This is a genomic window from Curtobacterium sp. MCSS17_015 (assembly GCF_003234265.2).
GTDB lineage: Bacteria > Actinomycetota > Actinomycetes > Actinomycetales > Microbacteriaceae > Curtobacterium.
Window position 1 is genome coordinate 1,118,358 of sequence record NZ_CP126256.1, and the last position, 18,225, is coordinate 1,136,582.

The following is an 18,225-nucleotide window of genomic DNA, read 5'->3' on the forward strand; positions in this document are numbered from 1 at the left end:
ATGACCGAGCTCTCCACCACCCAACCCCTCGTCCTGCTGCCGGCCGTCGACGTCGTCGACGGCCAGGCGGTGCGCCTCACCCAGGGCGAAGCCGGCAGTGAGACCGGGTACGGCGACCCCGTCGTCGCGGCACGCACCTGGCGCGACCAGGGCGCGGAGTGGATCCACCTCGTCGACCTCGACGCGGCCTTCGGTCGTGGCGACAACCGACGGGTGATCGCGCACGCCATCCGCGAGGTCGAGGGTGTCTCGGTCGAGCTCTCCGGCGGCATCCGCGACGACGCCTCGCTCGAGGCCGCCCTCGCCACCGGCGCCGCCCGGGTGAACCTCGGCACCGCCGCGCTGGAGAACCCCGACTGGGCCGCACGCGTCATCGGGCAGTACGGCGAGCAGATCGCCGTCGGCCTGGACGTCCGTGGCACGACCCTCGCGAGCCGCGGGTGGACCGAGGAGGCCGGGGACCTGTGGGAGGTGCTCGACCGGCTCGAGGACGCCGGGTGCGCGCGGTACGTGGTCACCGACGTGACGAAGGACGGCACGCTGCAGGGGCCCAACGTCGACCTCCTGCGCCAGGTGTGCGACCGGACCGACCAGCCCGTCGTTGCGTCCGGGGGCATCTCGACGCTCGACGACCTGCGGGCGCTCCGCGAGCTCGTGCCGCACGGCCTCGAGGGCGCCATCATCGGCAAGGCGCTCTACTCCGGCGCGTTCACGCTGCCGGCCGCGCTCGACATCGCGTCGGAGTAGTCGTTCCGTGGCGGGCATCTCGAACGGCCGCGGCGCGGGTCCGGACGCCGACGAGCAGGCAGTGCACGACCACGCGCACGCCGCTGACTCGGCGGGCAACCCGTGGGCCGGCCGTACCTTCGACGCGCACGACACGACGTTCACCGAGGACGACGGGCTGGCCGACCCGGCCCTCGTCGCGGCGATCACCGCCGTCGCCGACGGCGGGTCCCACGCGGCGGTCGTGGCGGCACTCCGGACGGCACGACTGCTCATCCCGCTCGTCGCCGAGGCAGGTGACGTCGGCGAGACCCCGGACGGTCGGATCGTCGACAAGACCCAGGAGCTCTCGATCGTCACGGTCGCAGGGCCGGACGGTCGCGCGGTGATGCCGGCGTTCACCTCGGTCGAGGCGATGCGCGCCTGGGACGCGGACGCGCGCCCGATCCCGGTCGAGTCCCGCCGGGTCGCGATGGCCGCGGCCAGCGAGGACACGCAGCTGGTCGTGCTCGACCCGACGGCCACGACCGAGTTCGTCCTGCGCCGCCCCGCGGTGTGGGCACTCGGCCAGGACCTGCCGTGGACGCCGTGCTCGGAGGACCCTGAGGTGGCGCGGGCCTTCGCGGGCACGATCGAGACCGAGCCCGCCGTGGTCCGGGTCGAACTGTCGCCGGGGGACCCGCTGTCGCGCTTCGCCGGGCCCGAACTCACGGTCGGCCTCCGGCTCGTCGCCGGACTCGACCGGGAGCAGATCGGTGAACTGGTCGGCCGCCTGCAGCAGCGATGGGCCACCGATCCGGTGATCGCCGAGCGGGTCGACAGCATGCGCGTCGCGCTGCGCGCCGCCTGACACGCGCGACCGCGCGGCCGTCCACCCCGGTGTGTCGGCCGGGAGGACCCGCCCGCGCAACCACCGCCGCTCGCCCCGACCGGCGGTGCGGCCCGGCCACCCGCGGCCACGCCGGTACGATGGCCGAGTGAGCAGCATCCCGACGACAGCCTCCGGTACCGGCGACATCGTCACGGGTCCGACCGGTCGGCCCGTGCGGGCGTTCCCCGTGCCGGACGAGCTGGACGGCCACGGTCCCGCGCGCATCATCTCGCTGTGCAACCAGAAGGGCGGGGTCGGCAAGACCACCACCGCCATCAACCTCGGCGCGGCGCTCGCCGAGTACGGTCGCCGGGTCCTGGCGGTCGACTTCGATCCGCAGGGCGCCCTCTCCGCCGGTCTCGGGGTGCGGACGCACGACATCCCCACCGTCTACGACCTGCTCATGGGCGCCGTGAAGGACCCGAACCAGGTCATCCAGCCGACCAACGTGCCCCTGCTGGACGTCATCCCGGCGAACATCGACCTGTCCGCGGCCGAGGTGCACCTGGTCAACGAGGTCGCCCGGGAGCAGATCCTCGCGAGCGTGCTGCGGAAGGTGTCGAACGACTACGACGTCATCCTCATCGACTGCCAGCCCTCGCTCGGCCTCCTCACCGTGAACGCCCTGACGGCGGCGCACGGCGTGCTCATCCCGCTCGAGTGCGAGTTCTTCGCGCTCCGCGGTGTCGCCCTGCTCATCGAGACGATCGACAAGGTGCGGGACCGCCTGAACCCCGCGCTCACGCTCGACGGCATCCTGCCGACGATGTACGACTCGCGGACCCTGCACTCGCGCGAGGTCATGGAGCGGGTCGTGGAGACGTTCGGCGACCGTGTCCTCGACACCGTCATCGGGCGCACCGTGAAGTTCCCGGACGCCACGGTGTCCGCACGGCCGATCACGCAGACGGCTCCCGAGCACGCCGCGGCGCACGCCTACCGGCAGCTGGCCCGAGAGCTCGTCCAGCGTGGCGCCGTCGCCTGAGGACCCGGCCACGAGCCTCCCGTCCGGCACGCCCGGACCCGTCGATAACGCGCGCGACGCGCCGGTCGGCACCACGACGGCACCCGGGTTCCGGGTGCGTCTCAGCAACTTCGACGGACCGTTCGACCTGCTGCTCTCGCTCATCACGAAGCACGAGCTCGACATCACCGAGGTCGCCCTGAGTGCGGTCACGGGGGAGTTCATCGCGTACGTGCGCCAGGCCGAGTCGAGCGATGAACTCGACGAGGCGAGCGAGTTCCTCGTCGTCGCGGCGACGCTCCTCGACCTGAAGATCGTCGGACTGCTGCCGCAGGGCGAACTCGTCGACGCCGAGGACGTCGCGCTCCTCGAGGCCCGTGACCTGCTGTTCGCACGACTGCTGCAGTACCGGGCGTTCAAGCAGGCCGCGGAATGGTTCGGCGACCGCTGGGCGACCGAGTCCCGACGGCACGTCCGGAGCGTCCGGCTCGAGGAACGGTTCCGGGCCCGGACGCCGGAACTGGTGTGGACGTTGTCCGTGCAGGACTTCGCGGCGATGGCGGCGCTGGCCTTCGCCCCACGGGAGATCCCGACCGTCGGACTCGACCACCTGCACGCCCCCGCGGTGAGCATCCGGGAGCAGGCCGCCATCGTCGTGTCGGTCCTCCGCACCCGCGCGGAAGAGGGAGCCCCGGAGGTGACCTTCCGCGAGTTGATCGCGGGCGTCGACCAGGCGGGTATCGTGGTGGCTCGTTTCCTCGCGATCCTGGAGCTGTACCGGAACGCCTCCATCTCGTTCGAGCAACTCGAACCACTCGGGGAACTGATCCTCCGGTGGACCGCGCTCGACTGGACGGACGAGAGCCTCGCGAACCTGGGAGCCGACTATGACGGATGACGTGCATGCTCGCGGTGCTCGCGCCCGCGCCGGTGGGTCCGCCGAGCCGGGTGGTTCCGACGAGATCGAGGACGCCCGAGCGCTCGAACTCGCGCTCCGGGCAACGACAGCGGGTCGTGCTGAGGTCGGCGCCGATGTCGAGGACGCGGACGCTGCGTCCGGCGATGTGGGCACTGCTCCGGTCGACGCCCCCGTCGACCGACAGCTCGAAGCCATCCTCATGATCGCGGACCAACCGCAGTCCCTCGTCGCGCTCGCCGCCGCCGTCGGGGAACCGGTGGCCGTCGTCCGACAGGCGGTCGACCGTCTGGTCGCCGACTTCGACGGTGTCGACGGGACCGTCCGTCGCGGCTTCGAACTCCGCGAGGTCGGCGGCGGCTGGCGCTTCTACGTCCGCGCCGAACTCGACGCGGTCGTCGAGCAGTTCGTCGAGGCCGAGCGTCCCGCACGGCTGTCCCAGGCAGCCCTCGAGACCCTGGCCGTGGTCGCCTACAAGCAGCCGATCACCCGCTCCCAGATCGCCGCGATCCGGGCCGTCAACGTCGACGGCGTGGTCCGGACCCTCGTCGCGCGCGGCCTCATCGAGGAGTCGTTCACCGACTCCGAGACCGGCGCCATCAACTACGTCACCTCCGAGTTGCTGCTCCAGCAGCTCGGCATCAACTCGCTCGACGAGCTTCCGCTCATCTCGCCCCTCCTCGAGGACGGCGCGGACGGCTTCGGGCAGACCGAAGGGATCCCCGATGGCCGGGTTTGACCAGAACGACAGACCACGACGAGACGGCGACCGCCGCGGCGGCTCCGGACGCGCGGGCGGTGACCGGCCGGGAGGCGCGGGTCGCCGTGACGACGCACCTCGCGGACGTGACGGGGCCGGCTCCGGTGGGTACCGCGGGCGCGACGACCGCGGGCGCGACGACCGCGGGCGCGACGACCGTGGTGCGGGTGCCGGTGACCGCAGTGGGTACCGCGGGCGCGACGACCGTGGTGCGGGTGCCGGTGACCGCGGTGGGTACCGCGGGCGCGACGAGCGTGCTGGCGGCGACCGTGGTGGGTACCGCGGCGGCGACGACCGGGGTGCCGGTGGGTACCGCGGGCGTGACGACCGATCGGGCGGCGGCGACCGTCCGACGGGCGGGTACCGCGGGCGCGACGACCGTGCCGGTGGCGACCGTCCGACGGGTGGCTTCCGAGGTCGCGACGACCGCGGGTCCTCAGACCGCGGTGGGTCCCGCGGGCGCGACGAGCGTGGTGCCGGCGACCGGGGCGGGTACCGCGGGAACGACGCCCGCGGGGCCGGTGGGTTCCGTGGGCGTGACGACCGGGGCGGGGATCGTCCGACCGGTGGGTTCCGTGGGCGTGACGACCGGGGCGGGGATCGTCCGACCGGTGGCTTCCGTGGGCGGGACGACCGGTCCTCCGGTGGCTTCCGAGGGCGGGACGACCGTGGTGGCGACCGTCCGACGGGTGGCTTCCGAGGCCGTGACGACCGTTCCGGTGGGTACCGCGGCGGTGACGACCGGTCTTCCGGTGGGTTCCGCGGACGTCCGGACCGCGACGCGCGCAGCTCCGACCGTCGATCGGACGACCGTGGTGGCTTCGTGAGCCGGGACGACGACCGCGGCCGCTTCGTGCGCCGCGACGACTCCGACCGTCGGCCCGGCGCCGGTGGTCGTGACGACCAGCGCGGCGGGTACCGCGGCGGTGACCGGCCGCGCGACGACCGCGGCGCCGAGCGTGGCGGCTACCAGGGACGTGACTCCCGCGGTGGCGGTGAGCGTGGCGGCTACCAGGGACGTGACTCCCGCGGTGGCGGTGAGCGTGGCGGCTACCAGGGACGTGACTCCCGCGGTGGCGGTGAGCGTGGCGGCTACCAGGGACGTGACTCCCGCGGTGGCGCTGAGCGTGGCGGCTACCAGGGACGTGACTCCCGCGGTGGCGGCCGCGACGACCAGCGCGGTGGCTACCGAGGCCGTGACGACCGCGGGGCGACCCGTCGCCCGGACGACCGGGGTGCCGAGCGTGGTGGCGACCCGCGCCGCGACGACCGTCGGAGCCCGGACGGTGCCCCGAGCAGCGTCTGGCACAACGGCCGCCGCTACGTCGGTGGCACGACCAGCCCGCGCAATGACCCCGCACGCAAGCGCACGACGCCCCTGCCCGCCGGCGAGCGGGACGACGCGGGTCGTCCCGCCGAGGGCACGCCCGAACGCCCGATCATCCCGGACTGGGACCCGGCGGACGGGACGACGACCGACGGAGGCGAGCCGGACCTCCAGGAGGGTGGTGAGCGCCTGCAGAAGGTCATCGCCGCTGCGGGCGTCGCCAGCCGTCGTGTCGCGGAGAACCTGATCGCCGAGGGACGTGTCACCGTCAACGGCGAGGTCGCCGACATGCTCGGTCGTCGCGTCGACCCGGACACCGACGAGGTCGCCGTCGACGGTGTGCCGGTGCAGACCGACACCTCCCGCCGCTACGTCGTCCTCAACAAGCCGACCGGTGTGGTCTCGAGCATGCAGGACGAGCACGACCGTCCGGACCTCTCCCGGTTCGTCGACCGGTTCGAGGAGCGACTGTTCAACGTCGGCCGCCTCGACTACGACACCGCCGGCCTGCTCATCCTGACGAATGACGGCGCACTCGCGCACGTGCTGGCCCACCCGTCGTTCGGTGTGACGAAGACGTACGTCGCGAAGGTGGACGGCACGATGACGCCGTCCACCCTGCAGCTGTTGCTCGACGGTATCGAGTTGGAGGACGGGCCGATCGCCGCCGACAAGGCGCGTCTGCTCGAGTCCTCGCGCGGGGAGTCCCTGGTCGAGATCACGCTGCACTCCGGTCGCAACCGGATCGTCCGCCGCATGCTCGAAGCGGTCGGGCACCCGGTCCTCGAGCTCGTCCGACGGTCCTTCGGACCGCTGCAGCTCGGCAGCCTCGCGCCCGGTCAGGTGCGCGAGCTGACCACGGTCGAGCTCGGCAAGCTGCTCGGCATCGCGCGGACGGCGGGGACCCGCACGGGCGACGAAGACGCGGAGAGCACGGACTGACGAGGCCACGGACGGCGCCGGGAGCGTGTGGGGAGTTCTCCACAGGCCCGGCGCCGTCCCGCTGCCGAGCAGCACCCCTCGCTAGGCTTGCCGCGTGACCGACGCCAGCACGAACACCCCCGACGCACCGGTCTCCGACGACCGCTCGCCGTCGGAGACGGACCGGCGCCTCCGCGGGCCGGTCCGGATCGTCGGCACCGGGCTGCTCGGCGCCTCGATCGGGCTCGCCCTGCGTGACAAGGGGGTGGACGTCGTCCTCGACGACGTGTCCCCGGCCGCGCTGGCGCTCGCCGTCGACTACGGTGCCGGGCGTCGTCCGTCGCCGGGTGACGCGCCGGAGCTCATCGTCGTCGCGGTGCCGCCGGACGTCACGGCCGCCGTCGTCGAACGCGAACTGGCCGCCTTCCCGGACGCCGTCGTCACCGACGTCGCCAGCGTCAAGTCGGGGCCGCTCGAACGGCTCCGTGCCGTCGGCGCCGACGTCTCGCGGTACATCGGCTCGCACCCGATGGCCGGTCGAGAGCGTAGCGGCCCCACCGCCGCCCGGGCCGACCTGTTCATCGGTCGACCGTGGGTGATCGCCGGACACGACGACATCACCTACCACCGAGCTGCCGCGGTGGAGGACCTGGCGCTCGACCTCGGTGCGACCGTCGTCCCGATGGACCCCGAGTCGCACGACCAGGCGGTCGCCGTCGTCTCGCACGTGCCGCAGCTGGTGTCGACGCTGATGGCGTCTCGGCTCCGTGACGCTCCCGGGGAGGCCCTCGGGCTCGCTGGCGGCGGGGTGCGTGACGTCACCCGCATCGCTGCGAGCGACCCCGGGCTCTGGGTACAGATCATCGGGGCGAACGCCGCCCACATCCGACCGGTGCTGACGGACCTGCGGGACGAACTCGACCGGGTGATCGGCGCCCTCGCCGATCCGACGGCCCCCGGGTCGCCCCGGAGCCTGGCCGAGACCATCGCATCCGGCAACCGCGGGGTCGAGCGGCTGCCCGGCAAGCACGGCTCCACCACCCGCTTCGCCCGGGTCGTCGTCCTCATCGATGACCGGCCCGGGCAGTTCGCCGCACTCCTCACCACCATCGGGGAGCTCGGCATCAACCTCGAGGACCTGCACCTCGAGCACTCGCCACGGGCGCAGATCGGCATCGTCGAGGTGTCGGTCGTCCCCGAGCACGAACAGCGACTCGTCGAGGAACTCGAGGGTCGCGGATGGAGGATCGCAGCAGCATGGGCCTGAACGACCACGACACCGCACTCGAGTCCGGCGTGACCGGAGGCCCGGACGGGCCCGACGCCGGTCTGCCGACCCCCGCCGACCAGCCCGGCCCGCTCGGCGGTGGGGACGTCACCGGCGGTCCGGACGGTCAGGGCGCCGGTGAACTGGGCTCGACGCGCGACCCGATGCCCGCCGGGCTCCCGGCCGGCGCGTTCGTCGCGAAGTTCGTCATCGCCGTGGACGGTCCCGCCGGCAGCGGCAAGTCGAGCGTGTCCCGTGCTGCGGCCCGTGCGCTCGGCTTCGGGTACCAGGACACCGGCGCGGCCTACCGTGCGCTCGCCTGGCACGCACTGCAGCAGGGCATCGACCTCGACGACCCGACAGCGGTGCTCGCGAGCTGGGACCACTTCGACTACGAGATCGGAACCGATCCCGACGACTACTACGTGCGCGTCGGCGGTGTCGACGTCACCGACGCCATCCGCACGCCCGAGGTCACGGCCGCGGTCGCGCACATCTCGAAGCTGCCCGACGTCCGCGCGAAGCTCGTCTCGCTGTTCCGCCAGGTCATGCGGATGGCCGATGGGCAGGGGATCATCACCGAGGGGCGCGACATCACGACGGTCGTCGCGCCGGACGCCGAAGTCCGCATCCTGTTGACCGCCGACGAATCCGTTAGGATGGCACGTCGGTCGGCAGAGGTCACGACCCAGTCGGCCGAAGAGACCTCGGCCGCCCTCGCCCGTCGGGATGCTGCCGATGCGAAGGTCGTCGACTTCATGAACGCCGCCGACGGCGTCACCACCCTCGACTCCACCGACCTCGACTTCGACCAGACCGTGCAGGCGGTGGTCGATCTGGCCCGCTCGGCCACGAACTGACGACAAGGCGGCCACACGGCCGCAACTGGACCACGAACACGCGGCCGCCCGGCCGCCGGCAAGGAAACCACCATGGCGCAGCTGGACGACCGAAGCGACGACGACTTCCCCGAGTACGACGACTCCCTCGGCGAGCGGCTCGCTGACATCGACGAGGCCGAAGCGGACCAGCGTGCGAGCGCGCTCCGCGCCGGGCTCGAGGACTACGAGCTCGACGACGAGGACATCGCGCTCCTCGAAGCCGGCAAGCTCGGTGTCGACGGGGTCGCGTACCTGCCGGCCCTCCCGGTGCTCGCGATCGTCGGACGGCCGAACGTCGGCAAGTCGCAGCTCGTGAACCGCATCCTCGGCCGCCGTGAAGCCGTCGTGCAGGACACGCCGGGCGTCACGCGAGACCGGGTCAGCTACAAGGCCGAGTGGAACGACAAGCGCTTCACCATCGTCGACACCGGCGGATGGGAGCCCGACGCGAAGGGCATCAACGCCTCGGTCGCCGCTCAGGCCGAGGTCGCGATCGACCTCGCCGACGCGGTCCTCTTCGTCGTGGACGTCACGGTCGGCATCACCGCGACCGACGAGCACGTCGTCAAGATGCTGCGCGGCACCGACCGCCCCGTGATCGTCGTCGCCAACAAGTCCGACGACGAGCGCCGCGACCTCGAGGCCCACGCGCTGTGGAACCTCGGGCTGGGCGAGCCGCACCCGGTGTCGGCCCTGCACGGTCGCGGTGTCGCAGACCTGCTCGACCTCATCATCGCGACGCTGCCGGACGTGTCCGCGGTCGCGAAGCAGGAGATCGGTGGGCCGCGTCGCGTGGCGATCCTCGGACGCCCGAACGTCGGCAAGAGCTCGCTGCTCAACAAGGCCGCCGGCGAGGAGCGCGTCGTCGTCAACGAGCTCGCGGGGACGACCCGTGACCCGGTCGACGAGCAGATCGAGCTCGGCGGCAAGACCTGGCGCTTCGTCGACACCGCGGGTATCCGCAAGCGCGTGCACATGCAGCAGGGCGCCGACTTCTACGCTTCGCTCCGCACGACGGCCGCGCTGGAGAAGGCCGAGGTCGCCGTCGTCGTCCTCGACGTCACGGAGCCGGTCTCGGTGCAGGACCTCCGCATCATCGACCTCGTGCTCGAGTCCGGACGCGCCCTCGTCCTCGCCTACAACAAATGGGACCTGCTCGACGACGAGCGACGCCGCTACCTCGAGCGCGAGATCGAGCAGGACCTGGCGCACGTCGCCTGGGCTCCTCGTGTGAACATCTCGGCCCGTACCGGACGTCACCTCGAGAAGCTCGTGCCCGCCCTCGAGACCGCACTCGAGTCGTGGGACACCCGCATCCCGACGGGCAAGGTCAACGCCTTCGTCGCCGAACTCGTGCAGGAGCACCCGCACCCGGTGCGCGGCGGCAAGCAGCCCCGCATCCTGTTCGCCACGCAGGCGTCGAGCCAGCCGCCGACCTTCGTCCTGTTCACGTCGGCGTTCCTCGACCCGCAGTACCGCCGCTTCATCACCCGACGTCTCCGCGAGGTCTGGGGCTTCGACGGCACTCCGATCGTGGTCAACATGCGCGTCCGCGAGCGCCGGAAGCGCTGACCCCGCAACGGGGAGCCGGAGCGCTCCCCGCGGCACCGGTCACGAACGGCCATCGACGTCACCGCGTTGGTGGCCGTTCGTGTTCTCAGCCGGAGCCGTGCTCCCTGCCGGACCTGTGCTCCCTGCCGGACCTGTGCTGCCTACCGGGGCCGCGTTGCCACTGGGAGACCCGCGGGCCGGAAGCCGGACTGGATACGGCACGATGGGACGGTGACGCAGCATCTTCCCGCCCTCTCCGTCCGAGCGGACCGTGCGTGGACCCGTCTCCGGCTCGACCGGTTGGCTGGCGGACGTCAGGGCAGCTACGTCATCCGCGAGGACATGCTCGCCCATGCCGACACCGTGCGGTCGTTCCGGTGGATCCGGTGGCTGCTCATCGCCGAGACCGTCGTCGGACTGACCGCGATCGTCGTCGCCGCGGTCCTGACCCGGGCCGGGCAGGACGTTCCGTGGGCGGTCTGGTTCCGCGCGACGGTCGTGCTGCTCATCACCCTGACGCTCTCCGTGTTCGCGTGGCGGGCGCAGCTCGGGTACTACTGGGCGTACCAGCGGCTGCGGCTCTTCAGTCGCATCTTCCCGATCGTGACGTTGGTGGTCGCTGCGATCCCGGGCCTTTACCCGTTCTGGATGGTCATCGAGCAGATCGTGTTCTCGGTGCTCATGGTCGGCGTCGGGGACGTCCTGACCAGCGACCACATGCGGACCACCTTCCCGAAGCCGACGCGGGGGGCCACTCGGGATCGCTGACCGCGATCGTCTCGTCCCACTCGTCGGCCGAGCATCGTGATCCCGCGTCGTGGATCAGGCCACCGTGGCGAGCGCGAACGGCAGCACGGCCGATGCACCGGCTCGGCGGAGTTCGCGCCCCGCGACGGTGATCGTCCACCGGCTGTCGACCAGGTCGTCGACGAGCAGCACCGGCCCCTCGTGCGCCTGCAGTGCGGCTGCCAGCTCGGGACCGACCACGAAGGTGTCCCAGACGCCGGACAGTCGGTAGGCGCTGTTCGTCGCACCGTCCCCACGGGGAACCCCGCCGTCGCGGTCGAGGGTCCCGAGGTGCTGCAGCCGCCCGATGGACGACAGGGCCTGCGCGAGCGACGAGACGAGTTGCGGGCGGGAGTGTGAGGGCATCGCGACGACACCGGTCGGCCGGACCTCCCATGGCCAGTCCTTCAGCGCGCGGACACAGCCGTCGACGAGTTCCCGCGAGACCGGCCCGTCGGGCGTCCCCGGAGAGAACAGCGCACGGAGCGGCCCGCCCCACCCGAGGTCGGTGAGGCGGGCGACCGCACGGCCCGGCGCGACCAGTTCGCCGGCCGGGATCTTCCCCTTCACCGCGACCCCGAGCGACGCCATGCCCGAGGGCCACTGCGCACGCGGGGCGATCTCGACGCCGACCTGGTCCAGTGCGGTCGCGGCGCCGGAGCGGTCGGCGTCGGAGACGTCCGTCGGGTACCAGGCGCCGGCGCAGTTGTCGCACCGGCCGCACGGTTCGGCCGAGGGGTCGTCGAGGTCCTGCTGGAGCAGCTGCATCCGGCACGCGCTGGTCGACTCGTACGCCAGCATCGACGCGGCTTCGGCGGCACGGGCAGCGGCGACACGCTCGTAGCGGGCGGCGTCGTACTCCCACGGGCGGCCGGTCGTGACCCAGCCCCCGCCGACACGACGGACGGCGCCGTCGACGTCGAGCACCTTGAGCAGGAGCTCGAGCGTCGATCGCTTGATGTCGACGAGCCCTTCGAGGGCGACGGTCGACATGGCGCTGTCGGGGGAGAGCGCGCCGAGCACTGCCGAGGCGCGCGACTCGGTCGGCATGGACGCGCTGGCGAAGTACTGCCAGATTTCCTGGTCCTCACGTCCGGGCAGCAGCAGCACGTCGGCGTTGTCCGTCGCGCGGCCGGCACGACCGATCTGCTGGTAGTACGCGACGGGGGAGGACGGCGCGCCGATGTGCACGACGAAGCCGAGGTCGGGCTTGTCGAACCCCATGCCGAGCGCACTCGTCGCGACCAGTGCCTTCAGCTCGTTGCCCTTCAGCTGCCCTTCGAGCTGTTCGCGTTCCTCGTTGTCGGTGCGGCCCGTGTAGGCGCGGACCGCGTACCCGGACTCGCGCAGCAGGCGGGCGATGTCCTCGGCAGCTGAGACCGTGAGCGTGTAGATGATGCCGCTGCCGGGCAGGTCGCCGAGGTGCGCGAGCAACCAGCCGAGCCGGGCACGGGCATCGGGCAGCGTGAGCACGCCGAGCCGCAGGGAGGCCCGGGCGAGCGACCCGCGGATGGTGAACACCGGGTCATCAGGGCCGGCCGTGAGCTGTTCGGCGACGTCCTCGACCACGCGCTCGTTGGCGGTCGCCGTCGTCGCGAGCACCGGGACGCCGTGCGGCAGGGAGCGGATGAGCTCGGCCAGGCGCCGGTAGTCCGGCCGGAAGTCGTGCCCCCAATCGGAGATGCAGTGCGCTTCGTCGACGACGAGCATCCCCATCCGCCCGATGAGCGCGGGCAGCTGTTCGTCGCGGAACTTCGGGTTGTTGAGCCGCTCGGGGGAGACGAGGAGCACGTCGACCTCGTCGCGGGCGAGGGCGGCCTGCGTCTCGGTCCACTCGTGCGCGTTCGCCGAGTTGATGGACACCGCTCGCACCCCGGCCCGCGCGGCCGCGGCGACCTGGTCCCGCATGAGCGCGAGCAAGGGCGACACGAGCACGGTCGGCCCGCCGCCCCGGCGCCGGAGCAGCAGGGTCGCGAGGAAGTAGACCGCCGACTTGCCCCATCCGGTGCGCTGCACGACGAGGGCACGCTGCCGGTGCTCGACGAGCGCGGAGATCGCCTCGAGTTGCCCCGGGTGGAAGACGGCGTCGACCCGACCGGTCAACGCCTGCAGGGCCTCCTGTGCCTCGGCAGCGATCGCAGCCGATGGTGCCGGACCGGCCGACGGTGCCGCATCCGCGGCGGCGGTCGGACCCGCGGTCGGCGCGACCCCCGCAGCCGGCGGGACGGAGGAAGCAGCAGCTGAACTCATGCCCCCATGCTGTCAGCAGCGACCGACGAACCCGGCCCCTCCCTCGCAGGCTCGGTCGGCGCGCCCCGCGCAACGCTCCGCGTCGCCGCTGAGCGGGCGCGCCAGGCTGTGGAGGATCCGCGACCAGTCACTGGTAGGTGACCAGCGACGGGGTCGGCTGCACCTCGGACATCGTCTGCTCCGGCGTCAGCATCGGCGAGTCCTCGTCGTGGAAGTTCTTCCACCCCCAGTGCAGCCCCTCCGGACCGCCCTCGTGCAGCGCCTTCCACGTCGCCTGCTTGTCCGGCTGCGCCCCCTGCCCGTCGACGTGCACGAGCAGGTCGAGCTCCGGGTGTGACGTGAGCGATCCCCGGTCGGCGATCATCGACGACCGGAACTGGTGCAGCACGAGCGCCTTCGGCGGCAGCCCCTCACGCCGGACGAGCTCCGCGAGCCACTCCGACACCTCGTCCACCTCTCGCGCACTGACCGAGCCGATCTGCTCGAGCGGGACCTGGTCCGGCCCGAGCCGCCACTCCGGGTCGAGCGCCAACCACACGTCCGGCCGCCGGAGCAGCGACTCGTACCGCTGCGCCTGGGAGAGGAAGTCGCTCCGTCCGGGCTGGAGGTCGATGATCGTCGGCATGCCGGCCTCGTGCGCGGCGTCGACGTACGGCTCGAGGGTGGACACGGGCAGCTCACGCGAGTAGTCGCCGTCGTCCCCGGCCTCGCCGGCAGCGACGGTCGCGATCACCTCGAACGCGGGCGTCACGGGTACGTCCGAGATGCCGCGGTACTCCTGCGCGAGCGTCTTCGCGCGCTCGACGCTCGCCGCCGGGTCCTGTTCGCCGAGCACCCCGAGCACCGACGCCCCCGGAGCGCCGTACAGAGCCGTGTACCGGTGTCCGTCGAAGGGCCGCTGCCCGCCGTCACCGATCCGGTACCCGGTCTGCGCCGCCCGGACGACCCACTCGGGGTCGCCGAGGTCCGCGAAGGCGGCACCGAGCAGCAGCGTCGGCCGACCCTCCGCACCGTGCAGCGCACGCACGACGTCACCCGACGCGGCAGGGTCCGACACGCCCGAGGGCATCTCCACCAGCTGAGCACCGGCAGCGCGGGCGGTCGCCACCGCAGCGGCGTCCGCTGACCGGTCCGCCACGAGCACCGTCTGCCGGGAGGCACGTCCCCCCTCCGCCCGCTGGCCCGCCTCCGGCGCGTCCCGCTCCGCGACGTCCGTGTCGAGCGAGACCCTGCCGACCGCCTGATACCAGGACGCATCGAGTCGTTCGAGCTCGGCGTCGACCGCCTCCGGTCCCGTCCCCACGAGGAGCGCGGGCACGTGCGCGCGGACCGCGGCGCTCGCGGCCCGTCGCACCGCGTCGGCGTCGTCCGCCGGCGCCACGACCGCCCCGGGAGCCGACCGGAACAGCGCTCGACTCGTCCGGATCGACCGTTCCACTCCTGAGTCCTGCGCGACCACCGTCACGGCGTCGGACGCTGCGCGGGCCAAGGTCGGGCGCGGGACCGGCGTGGCACCGGAACAGGCGGTGACACCGAGGACGAGGCCGGTCACCGCGAGCGCGAGCAGGGAACGAACGGGTCGGGAACGCATCGAGCCACCATAGGAGCCGGACGACCACCAGCCTGGGAACCGGGTCCGTCCGGTCGGTAGAACGGGAGCATGCTCCGACAGGCCGACGACCGACCGACCATCGGGCCGGTGTCGCCTCCCGATCTGCACTGCATGACCCTCAACCTGCGCCGTCAGGTCCCTCGCCCTGCCGGGCACCCGGACGCGTGGGAGCACCGACGGGACGCCGTCGTCGCGCTCGTCGCCTCCGAGCAGCCGACCGTGCTCGCCGTCCAGGAGGCCCTGCGTCCGCAGGCGGTGGACCTCGCCACCGGCATCGGCGAACGCTGGGAAGCCGTCCTGCTCGGGCGGGACCGCCACGGGGACGGCGAGGCCGTCGGGGTCCTCGTCGACCCCGAGCGCTGCACCGTCGTCGAACGCCGCTCGTGGGCGCTCTCCCGCCGCCCGCTCCGCCCGGGCAGCCGCGCCTGGGCCACCGCCTTCCCCCGCCACGCGGTCGGGGTGGTCCTCGACGACCACGCCACCGGCAGACGCTTCCTCGCCCTGGCGACGCACCTCGACGTCGCCTCACCGTGGGCGCGGCTCCGGTCCGCGCAGCTCCTCGGCAGGATCGTGGCCGAATCCGGGCTGCCGGCCGTCGTGATGGCCGACTTCAACGCCGCCGCCGGGTCGGCGCCGTGGCGCGCGCTGGCGGACGCAGGCGTGTCCGACACCTGGGGGCGGGCCTCCCGTCAGGAGACGCCGGAGGTCGGGACGTACGCCGCCTACCGCGAGCCACGTGCCGACCGGCCGCGCATCGACGGTGTGCTCGCGACCGAGGACGCCGTCGTGTCCCGCGTCGCCGTGTCCACCAGACGGCCCGGGGGAGTGTGGCCCTCGGACCACCTCGCCGTGCACGCCGTCCTGTCGTTCGGAGCGCCCGCGTGATCGCCACGCTCGGGCTGACGTTCCTCCGCCGGCCGCACGGCGCCGTCTGGGCCGCCGACGTGCTCCGGATCCTGACGCTCGCCAGCGTGCCCGTCGCCGCCGTCGGATGGGGCGCGGTGGCGTTCGCCGTGATGGCGCTCGCACTCCTCGGCGCCGTCGTCCCGCGCATGCTCGGACTCCGGCCGACGTTCGACGCAGCCGTCGTCCTGCTGAGCCTGGTCGCCGCGTGGAGCAGCATGCTCGACTGGTACACGACCGTGTTCCTGTGGGACAAGGTCGTCCACGTCATCCTTGTCGGGCTGCTCGCCGGACTGCTGTACGTCATCGCCTCGGACGCCGGGGTCATCGCCTCGGCCCCACGCGCCGGGGTGCTGCTGTCCGCCCTCGTGGCGCTCGCCGCCGGGATGGCGACCGGCTCGGTGTGGGAGATCGGGGAGTGGCTCGGGCACAACTTCGTCGACGAGACGATCGTCGTCGGCTACGACGACACCATCGGGGACCTGGCCGCGGACGGGTTCGGCGCGTTGCTCGCCGGGTTCGCGCTGCCGTGGTTGTCGCGGGAGCGGCGGGTCGTGCGACCTGGTCACGTTGCCCAGGGTGTCGGCGCTCACCGCGAGGGCACGTCGGCGCTGCACCCCCAGGGCTGACGCGCGCGGGCTGCGGGCCGTGGCGCGGTGGGGCTCGCGCTTCCGCTATGCTGGATGGGCTGCTCCGCGCTCGGTCGGGTGGGGAGCAGGGCCTGCAGCATCCTTCGTGGACGCGGGGTCTGGGTCTTCACGGACTCACGGGCTGTGGCGCAGCTTGGTAGCGCACTTGACTGGGGGTCAAGGGGTCGCAGGTTCAAATCCTGTCAGCCCGACCGGACAGCCCCGACGGAATACAGGTTCCGCCGGGGCTCTCTCGTGCTCAGGCTGCGTCTGCCCGTCCGCGTCGACTTCCGGTGTTGGCAGCCAGCGACTGTCGGGTCTGCTCGAACTGCCGTCGCCGCGCGCAGGACCGCCAACTCCGGTGGGAGACTCGGGCCGTGCCCTCGACCGTGCTGCTCGTCATCGACCTCCAGACGGGGGTCGTCGACGGGTGCTTCGATGTCGTCGCGGTGCTACGTCGGATCGCCCGTCTGGTCGACCGTGCGCGAGCGGAGGGCGTCCCCGTCGTCTGGGTCCAGGACCACGAGGGCTTCGCGGAGGGGACCCCTGGGTGGGAGCTGGCGGAGCCGCTGAGCCGGAGCGAGGACGAGCCGCTCGTGCGGAAACACTTCCGCGACTCCTTCGCGGGTACCGACCTGGCGGAGGTACTCGAAGGTCTGGGTGCCGAGCACCTCGTCGTCGCCGGCGCGCAGAGCGACTACTGCGTCCGCACGACCACGCAGGCAGCAGCTGTTCGAGGGTACGACGTGACGCTGGTCTCCGATGCCCACACCACCACGGACGCCGAGCACGACGGCGTCGTCATCACCGGTGAGCAGATCGTCGCCCACACCAACATGTACTTCGCGGGACTGCGGTACCCCGGTCGACGCTTCGCCGCCGTGAAACACGTCGACGTGGCCCTCACGGCGGAGGGCGGCGGCTGCCCTGGCAGGATCGAGGCGTGATCCTCCACTGAACTCGGATGATGGCCGGACCGATCGCGCCAGAACTGGCAGGTGGCGGCCAGGACATCGAGCTCCTCGTGCGTGCTCGTTCTTTTGACCGGTCTGCCGGAGCCGCGCGGGCCTCCTGGACGCGCAACGGAATGCGCGGGCAGACTGATCGGAGGGGAACGATCGACCAGGGGGAGCGCATGACGGAACCGGCACGGGACGCGGACGCATCGGCGGCACCGACCGGACCGGGGGAGCAGCCGACGTCGTCCGGCCGCGGTGAGCAGGTGTTCGCGCTCGTCGTCCTCGCGGCCGACATCGTGGTCGTCGCCGCGCTCCTCAGCATGGCGTTCTCGAGCGTCCTGCGGCTTCCGGAGGCCGCTGGCGAACTGGTCCTCGGGCTCGTCTTCACCGGGGTGCCGATCGCGACGGTCCTGACGGCCTTCGGGCTGCTGGTGCGGGCCCCGGCACGCCGGTTCGTGCACGCCGGGATCATCCTGGTGTGCATCCCGCTCTCGGTCGGCGGCGGTCTCGCCCTCGCGCTCGGCTGGAGTTTCGGCCCGGGCGGCTTCGTCGCCGCGTTCGTGCTCTTCGGCGTGGTCCTGGCGTTCGTGCTGGTCCTCGCCCGACGAGCGTTGCGCCGCCCCGGACCGCGCTACGCGTCGAACGAGCTGGCGGCTCGGGACCAGCGGCTCACCCGCCTGGTCGTCGGCGGCTGGGTCGTGACGGCGCTCGCCGGGGCGTACCTGTCGAACGGACCGTTGCTCCTGCTGGCGGCTGCGGTGTCCGGCAGTCCGTACGACCACGTGCCGTTGGTCCTGGTGGTGCCGCTGGTGTTCCTCGCGGTGACGGTCGTGTTCATGATCCGTCGGCACGGACTGCGACGGCTCACCGTGTCCGATGACGGCGGCGCTCCCGTCGGCTGA

At 72.5% G+C, this 18,225-nt stretch carries 17 protein-coding genes and 1 tRNA gene; 16 read left to right on the forward strand and 2 right to left on the reverse strand.

Annotated elements, in window-relative coordinates; translation table 11 throughout:
- The 11 genes from priA to DEJ18_RS05325 all read left to right on the forward strand — a co-directional run bounded on the left by priA (position 1) and on the right by DEJ18_RS05325 (position 10,952).
- Positions 1-747, forward strand: coding sequence for a bifunctional 1-(5-phosphoribosyl)-5-((5-phosphoribosylamino)methylideneamino)imidazole-4-carboxamide isomerase/phosphoribosylanthranilate isomerase PriA (priA, locus tag DEJ18_RS05275; RefSeq protein WP_111211234.1), 747 nt, complete (start codon positions 1-3; stop codon positions 745-747).
- Between the two features lie 7 nt (positions 748-754).
- The gene (locus tag DEJ18_RS05280) at positions 755-1,576 is read left to right on the forward strand and encodes an SseB family protein (RefSeq protein ID WP_111081125.1); all 822 of its coding nucleotides are present in this window, start codon (positions 755-757) and stop codon (positions 1,574-1,576) included.
- Between the two features lie 127 nt (positions 1,577-1,703).
- A complete protein-coding gene (locus DEJ18_RS05285; RefSeq protein ID WP_111081124.1) occupies positions 1,704-2,582 on the forward strand; it encodes a ParA family protein in 879 nt (292 codons plus the stop codon).
- Positions 2,566-3,459 (forward strand): segregation and condensation protein A, encoded by an 894-nt coding sequence (locus tag DEJ18_RS05290; protein WP_502866255.1) that lies wholly within the window; start codon positions 2,566-2,568, stop codon positions 3,457-3,459. Before DEJ18_RS05285 ends, DEJ18_RS05290 begins: the two co-directional genes overlap by 17 nt.
- On the forward strand, positions 3,449-4,216 hold the full coding sequence (gene scpB, locus DEJ18_RS05295) for an SMC-Scp complex subunit ScpB (protein ID WP_111081123.1): 768 nt from the start codon (positions 3,449-3,451) through the stop codon (positions 4,214-4,216). Before DEJ18_RS05290 ends, scpB begins: the two co-directional genes overlap by 11 nt.
- Positions 4,213-5,064, forward strand: coding sequence for a hypothetical protein (locus DEJ18_RS05300; protein WP_220034350.1), 852 nt, complete (start codon positions 4,213-4,215; stop codon positions 5,062-5,064). Before scpB ends, DEJ18_RS05300 begins: the two co-directional genes overlap by 4 nt.
- A 689-nt stretch (positions 5,065-5,753) precedes the next feature.
- The gene (locus DEJ18_RS05305) at positions 5,754-6,506 is read left to right on the forward strand and encodes a pseudouridine synthase (protein WP_258376997.1); all 753 of its coding nucleotides are present in this window, start codon (positions 5,754-5,756) and stop codon (positions 6,504-6,506) included.
- A 94-nt stretch (positions 6,507-6,600) separates the two neighbouring features.
- Positions 6,601-7,752 (forward strand): prephenate dehydrogenase, encoded by a 1,152-nt coding sequence (locus tag DEJ18_RS05310; RefSeq protein ID WP_111211232.1) that lies wholly within the window; start codon positions 6,601-6,603, stop codon positions 7,750-7,752.
- A gap of 164 nt (positions 7,753-7,916) precedes the next feature.
- A complete protein-coding gene (cmk, locus tag DEJ18_RS05315; protein ID WP_111211327.1) occupies positions 7,917-8,612 on the forward strand; it encodes a (d)CMP kinase in 696 nt (231 codons plus the stop codon).
- A gap of 72 nt (positions 8,613-8,684) precedes the next feature.
- On the forward strand, positions 8,685-10,205 hold the full coding sequence (gene der / locus DEJ18_RS05320; RefSeq protein ID WP_111081120.1) for a ribosome biogenesis GTPase Der: 1,521 nt from the start codon (positions 8,685-8,687) through the stop codon (positions 10,203-10,205).
- A 210-nt stretch (positions 10,206-10,415) separates the two neighbouring features.
- The gene (locus tag DEJ18_RS05325; RefSeq protein WP_111211231.1) at positions 10,416-10,952 is read left to right on the forward strand and encodes a hypothetical protein; all 537 of its coding nucleotides are present in this window, start codon (positions 10,416-10,418) and stop codon (positions 10,950-10,952) included.
- A gap of 54 nt (positions 10,953-11,006) precedes the next feature.
- Here the strand turns inward: DEJ18_RS05325 and DEJ18_RS05330 are convergent, their stop codons facing one another.
- Complete coding sequence (locus DEJ18_RS05330; protein ID WP_258376988.1) at positions 11,007-13,220, reverse strand: RecQ family ATP-dependent DNA helicase; 2,214 nt, start codon at positions 13,218-13,220, stop codon at positions 11,007-11,009.
- A 127-nt stretch (positions 13,221-13,347) separates the two neighbouring features.
- Positions 13,348-14,811 carry a hypothetical protein gene (locus DEJ18_RS05335; RefSeq protein ID WP_111211230.1) on the reverse strand — a complete coding sequence of 488 codons (1,464 nt, stop codon included), beginning with the start codon at positions 14,809-14,811 and terminating at the stop codon, positions 13,348-13,350.
- A gap of 69 nt (positions 14,812-14,880) precedes the next feature.
- Between DEJ18_RS05335 and DEJ18_RS05340 the strand changes: the two genes are divergently transcribed.
- From DEJ18_RS05340 to DEJ18_RS05360, 5 genes are all read left to right on the forward strand, one after another.
- Positions 14,881-15,717, forward strand: coding sequence for an endonuclease/exonuclease/phosphatase family protein (locus DEJ18_RS05340; protein WP_111211229.1), 837 nt, complete (start codon positions 14,881-14,883; stop codon positions 15,715-15,717).
- A complete protein-coding gene (locus tag DEJ18_RS05345) occupies positions 15,714-16,364 on the forward strand; it encodes a DUF2238 domain-containing protein (RefSeq protein WP_111211228.1) in 651 nt (216 codons plus the stop codon). The genes DEJ18_RS05340 and DEJ18_RS05345 overlap by 4 nt, the downstream gene beginning before the upstream one ends.
- Positions 16,365-16,502: 138 nt before the next feature.
- Positions 16,503-16,576, forward strand: a tRNA-Pro gene (locus DEJ18_RS05350).
- Positions 16,577-16,741: 165 nt separating this feature from the next.
- Entirely contained in the window at positions 16,742-17,311 is a 570-nt protein-coding gene (locus DEJ18_RS05355) for a cysteine hydrolase family protein (RefSeq protein WP_111211227.1), read from the forward strand.
- 188 nt (positions 17,312-17,499) lie between these two features.
- Positions 17,500-18,225 carry a hypothetical protein gene (locus tag DEJ18_RS05360; RefSeq protein WP_111211226.1) on the forward strand — a complete coding sequence of 242 codons (726 nt, stop codon included), beginning with the start codon at positions 17,500-17,502 and terminating at the stop codon, positions 18,223-18,225.

Bases quoted from the DNA above. Each gene is read 5' to 3' on its own strand.
- priA (WP_111211234.1), top strand. From the start codon at position 1: ATGACCGAGCTCTCCACCACCCAACCCCTCGTCCTGCTGCCGGCCGTC.
- scpB (WP_111081123.1), top strand. From the start codon at position 3,449: ATGACGGATGACGTGCATGCTCGCGGTGCTCGCGCCCGCGCCGGTGGG.
- cmk (WP_111211327.1), top strand. From the start codon at position 7,917: ATGCCCGCCGGGCTCCCGGCCGGCGCGTTCGTCGCGAAGTTCGTCATC.
- der (WP_111081120.1), top strand. From the start codon at position 8,685: ATGGCGCAGCTGGACGACCGAAGCGACGACGACTTCCCCGAGTACGAC.
- DEJ18_RS05330 (WP_258376988.1), bottom strand. From the start codon at position 13,220: ATGAGTTCAGCTGCTGCTTCCTCCGTCCCGCCGGCTGCGGGGGTCGCG.
- DEJ18_RS05335 (WP_111211230.1), bottom strand. From the start codon at position 14,811: ATGCGTTCCCGACCCGTTCGTTCCCTGCTCGCGCTCGCGGTGACCGGC.
- DEJ18_RS05340 (WP_111211229.1), top strand. From the start codon at position 14,881: ATGCTCCGACAGGCCGACGACCGACCGACCATCGGGCCGGTGTCGCCT.
- DEJ18_RS05360 (WP_111211226.1), top strand. From the start codon at position 17,500: ATGACGGAACCGGCACGGGACGCGGACGCATCGGCGGCACCGACCGGA.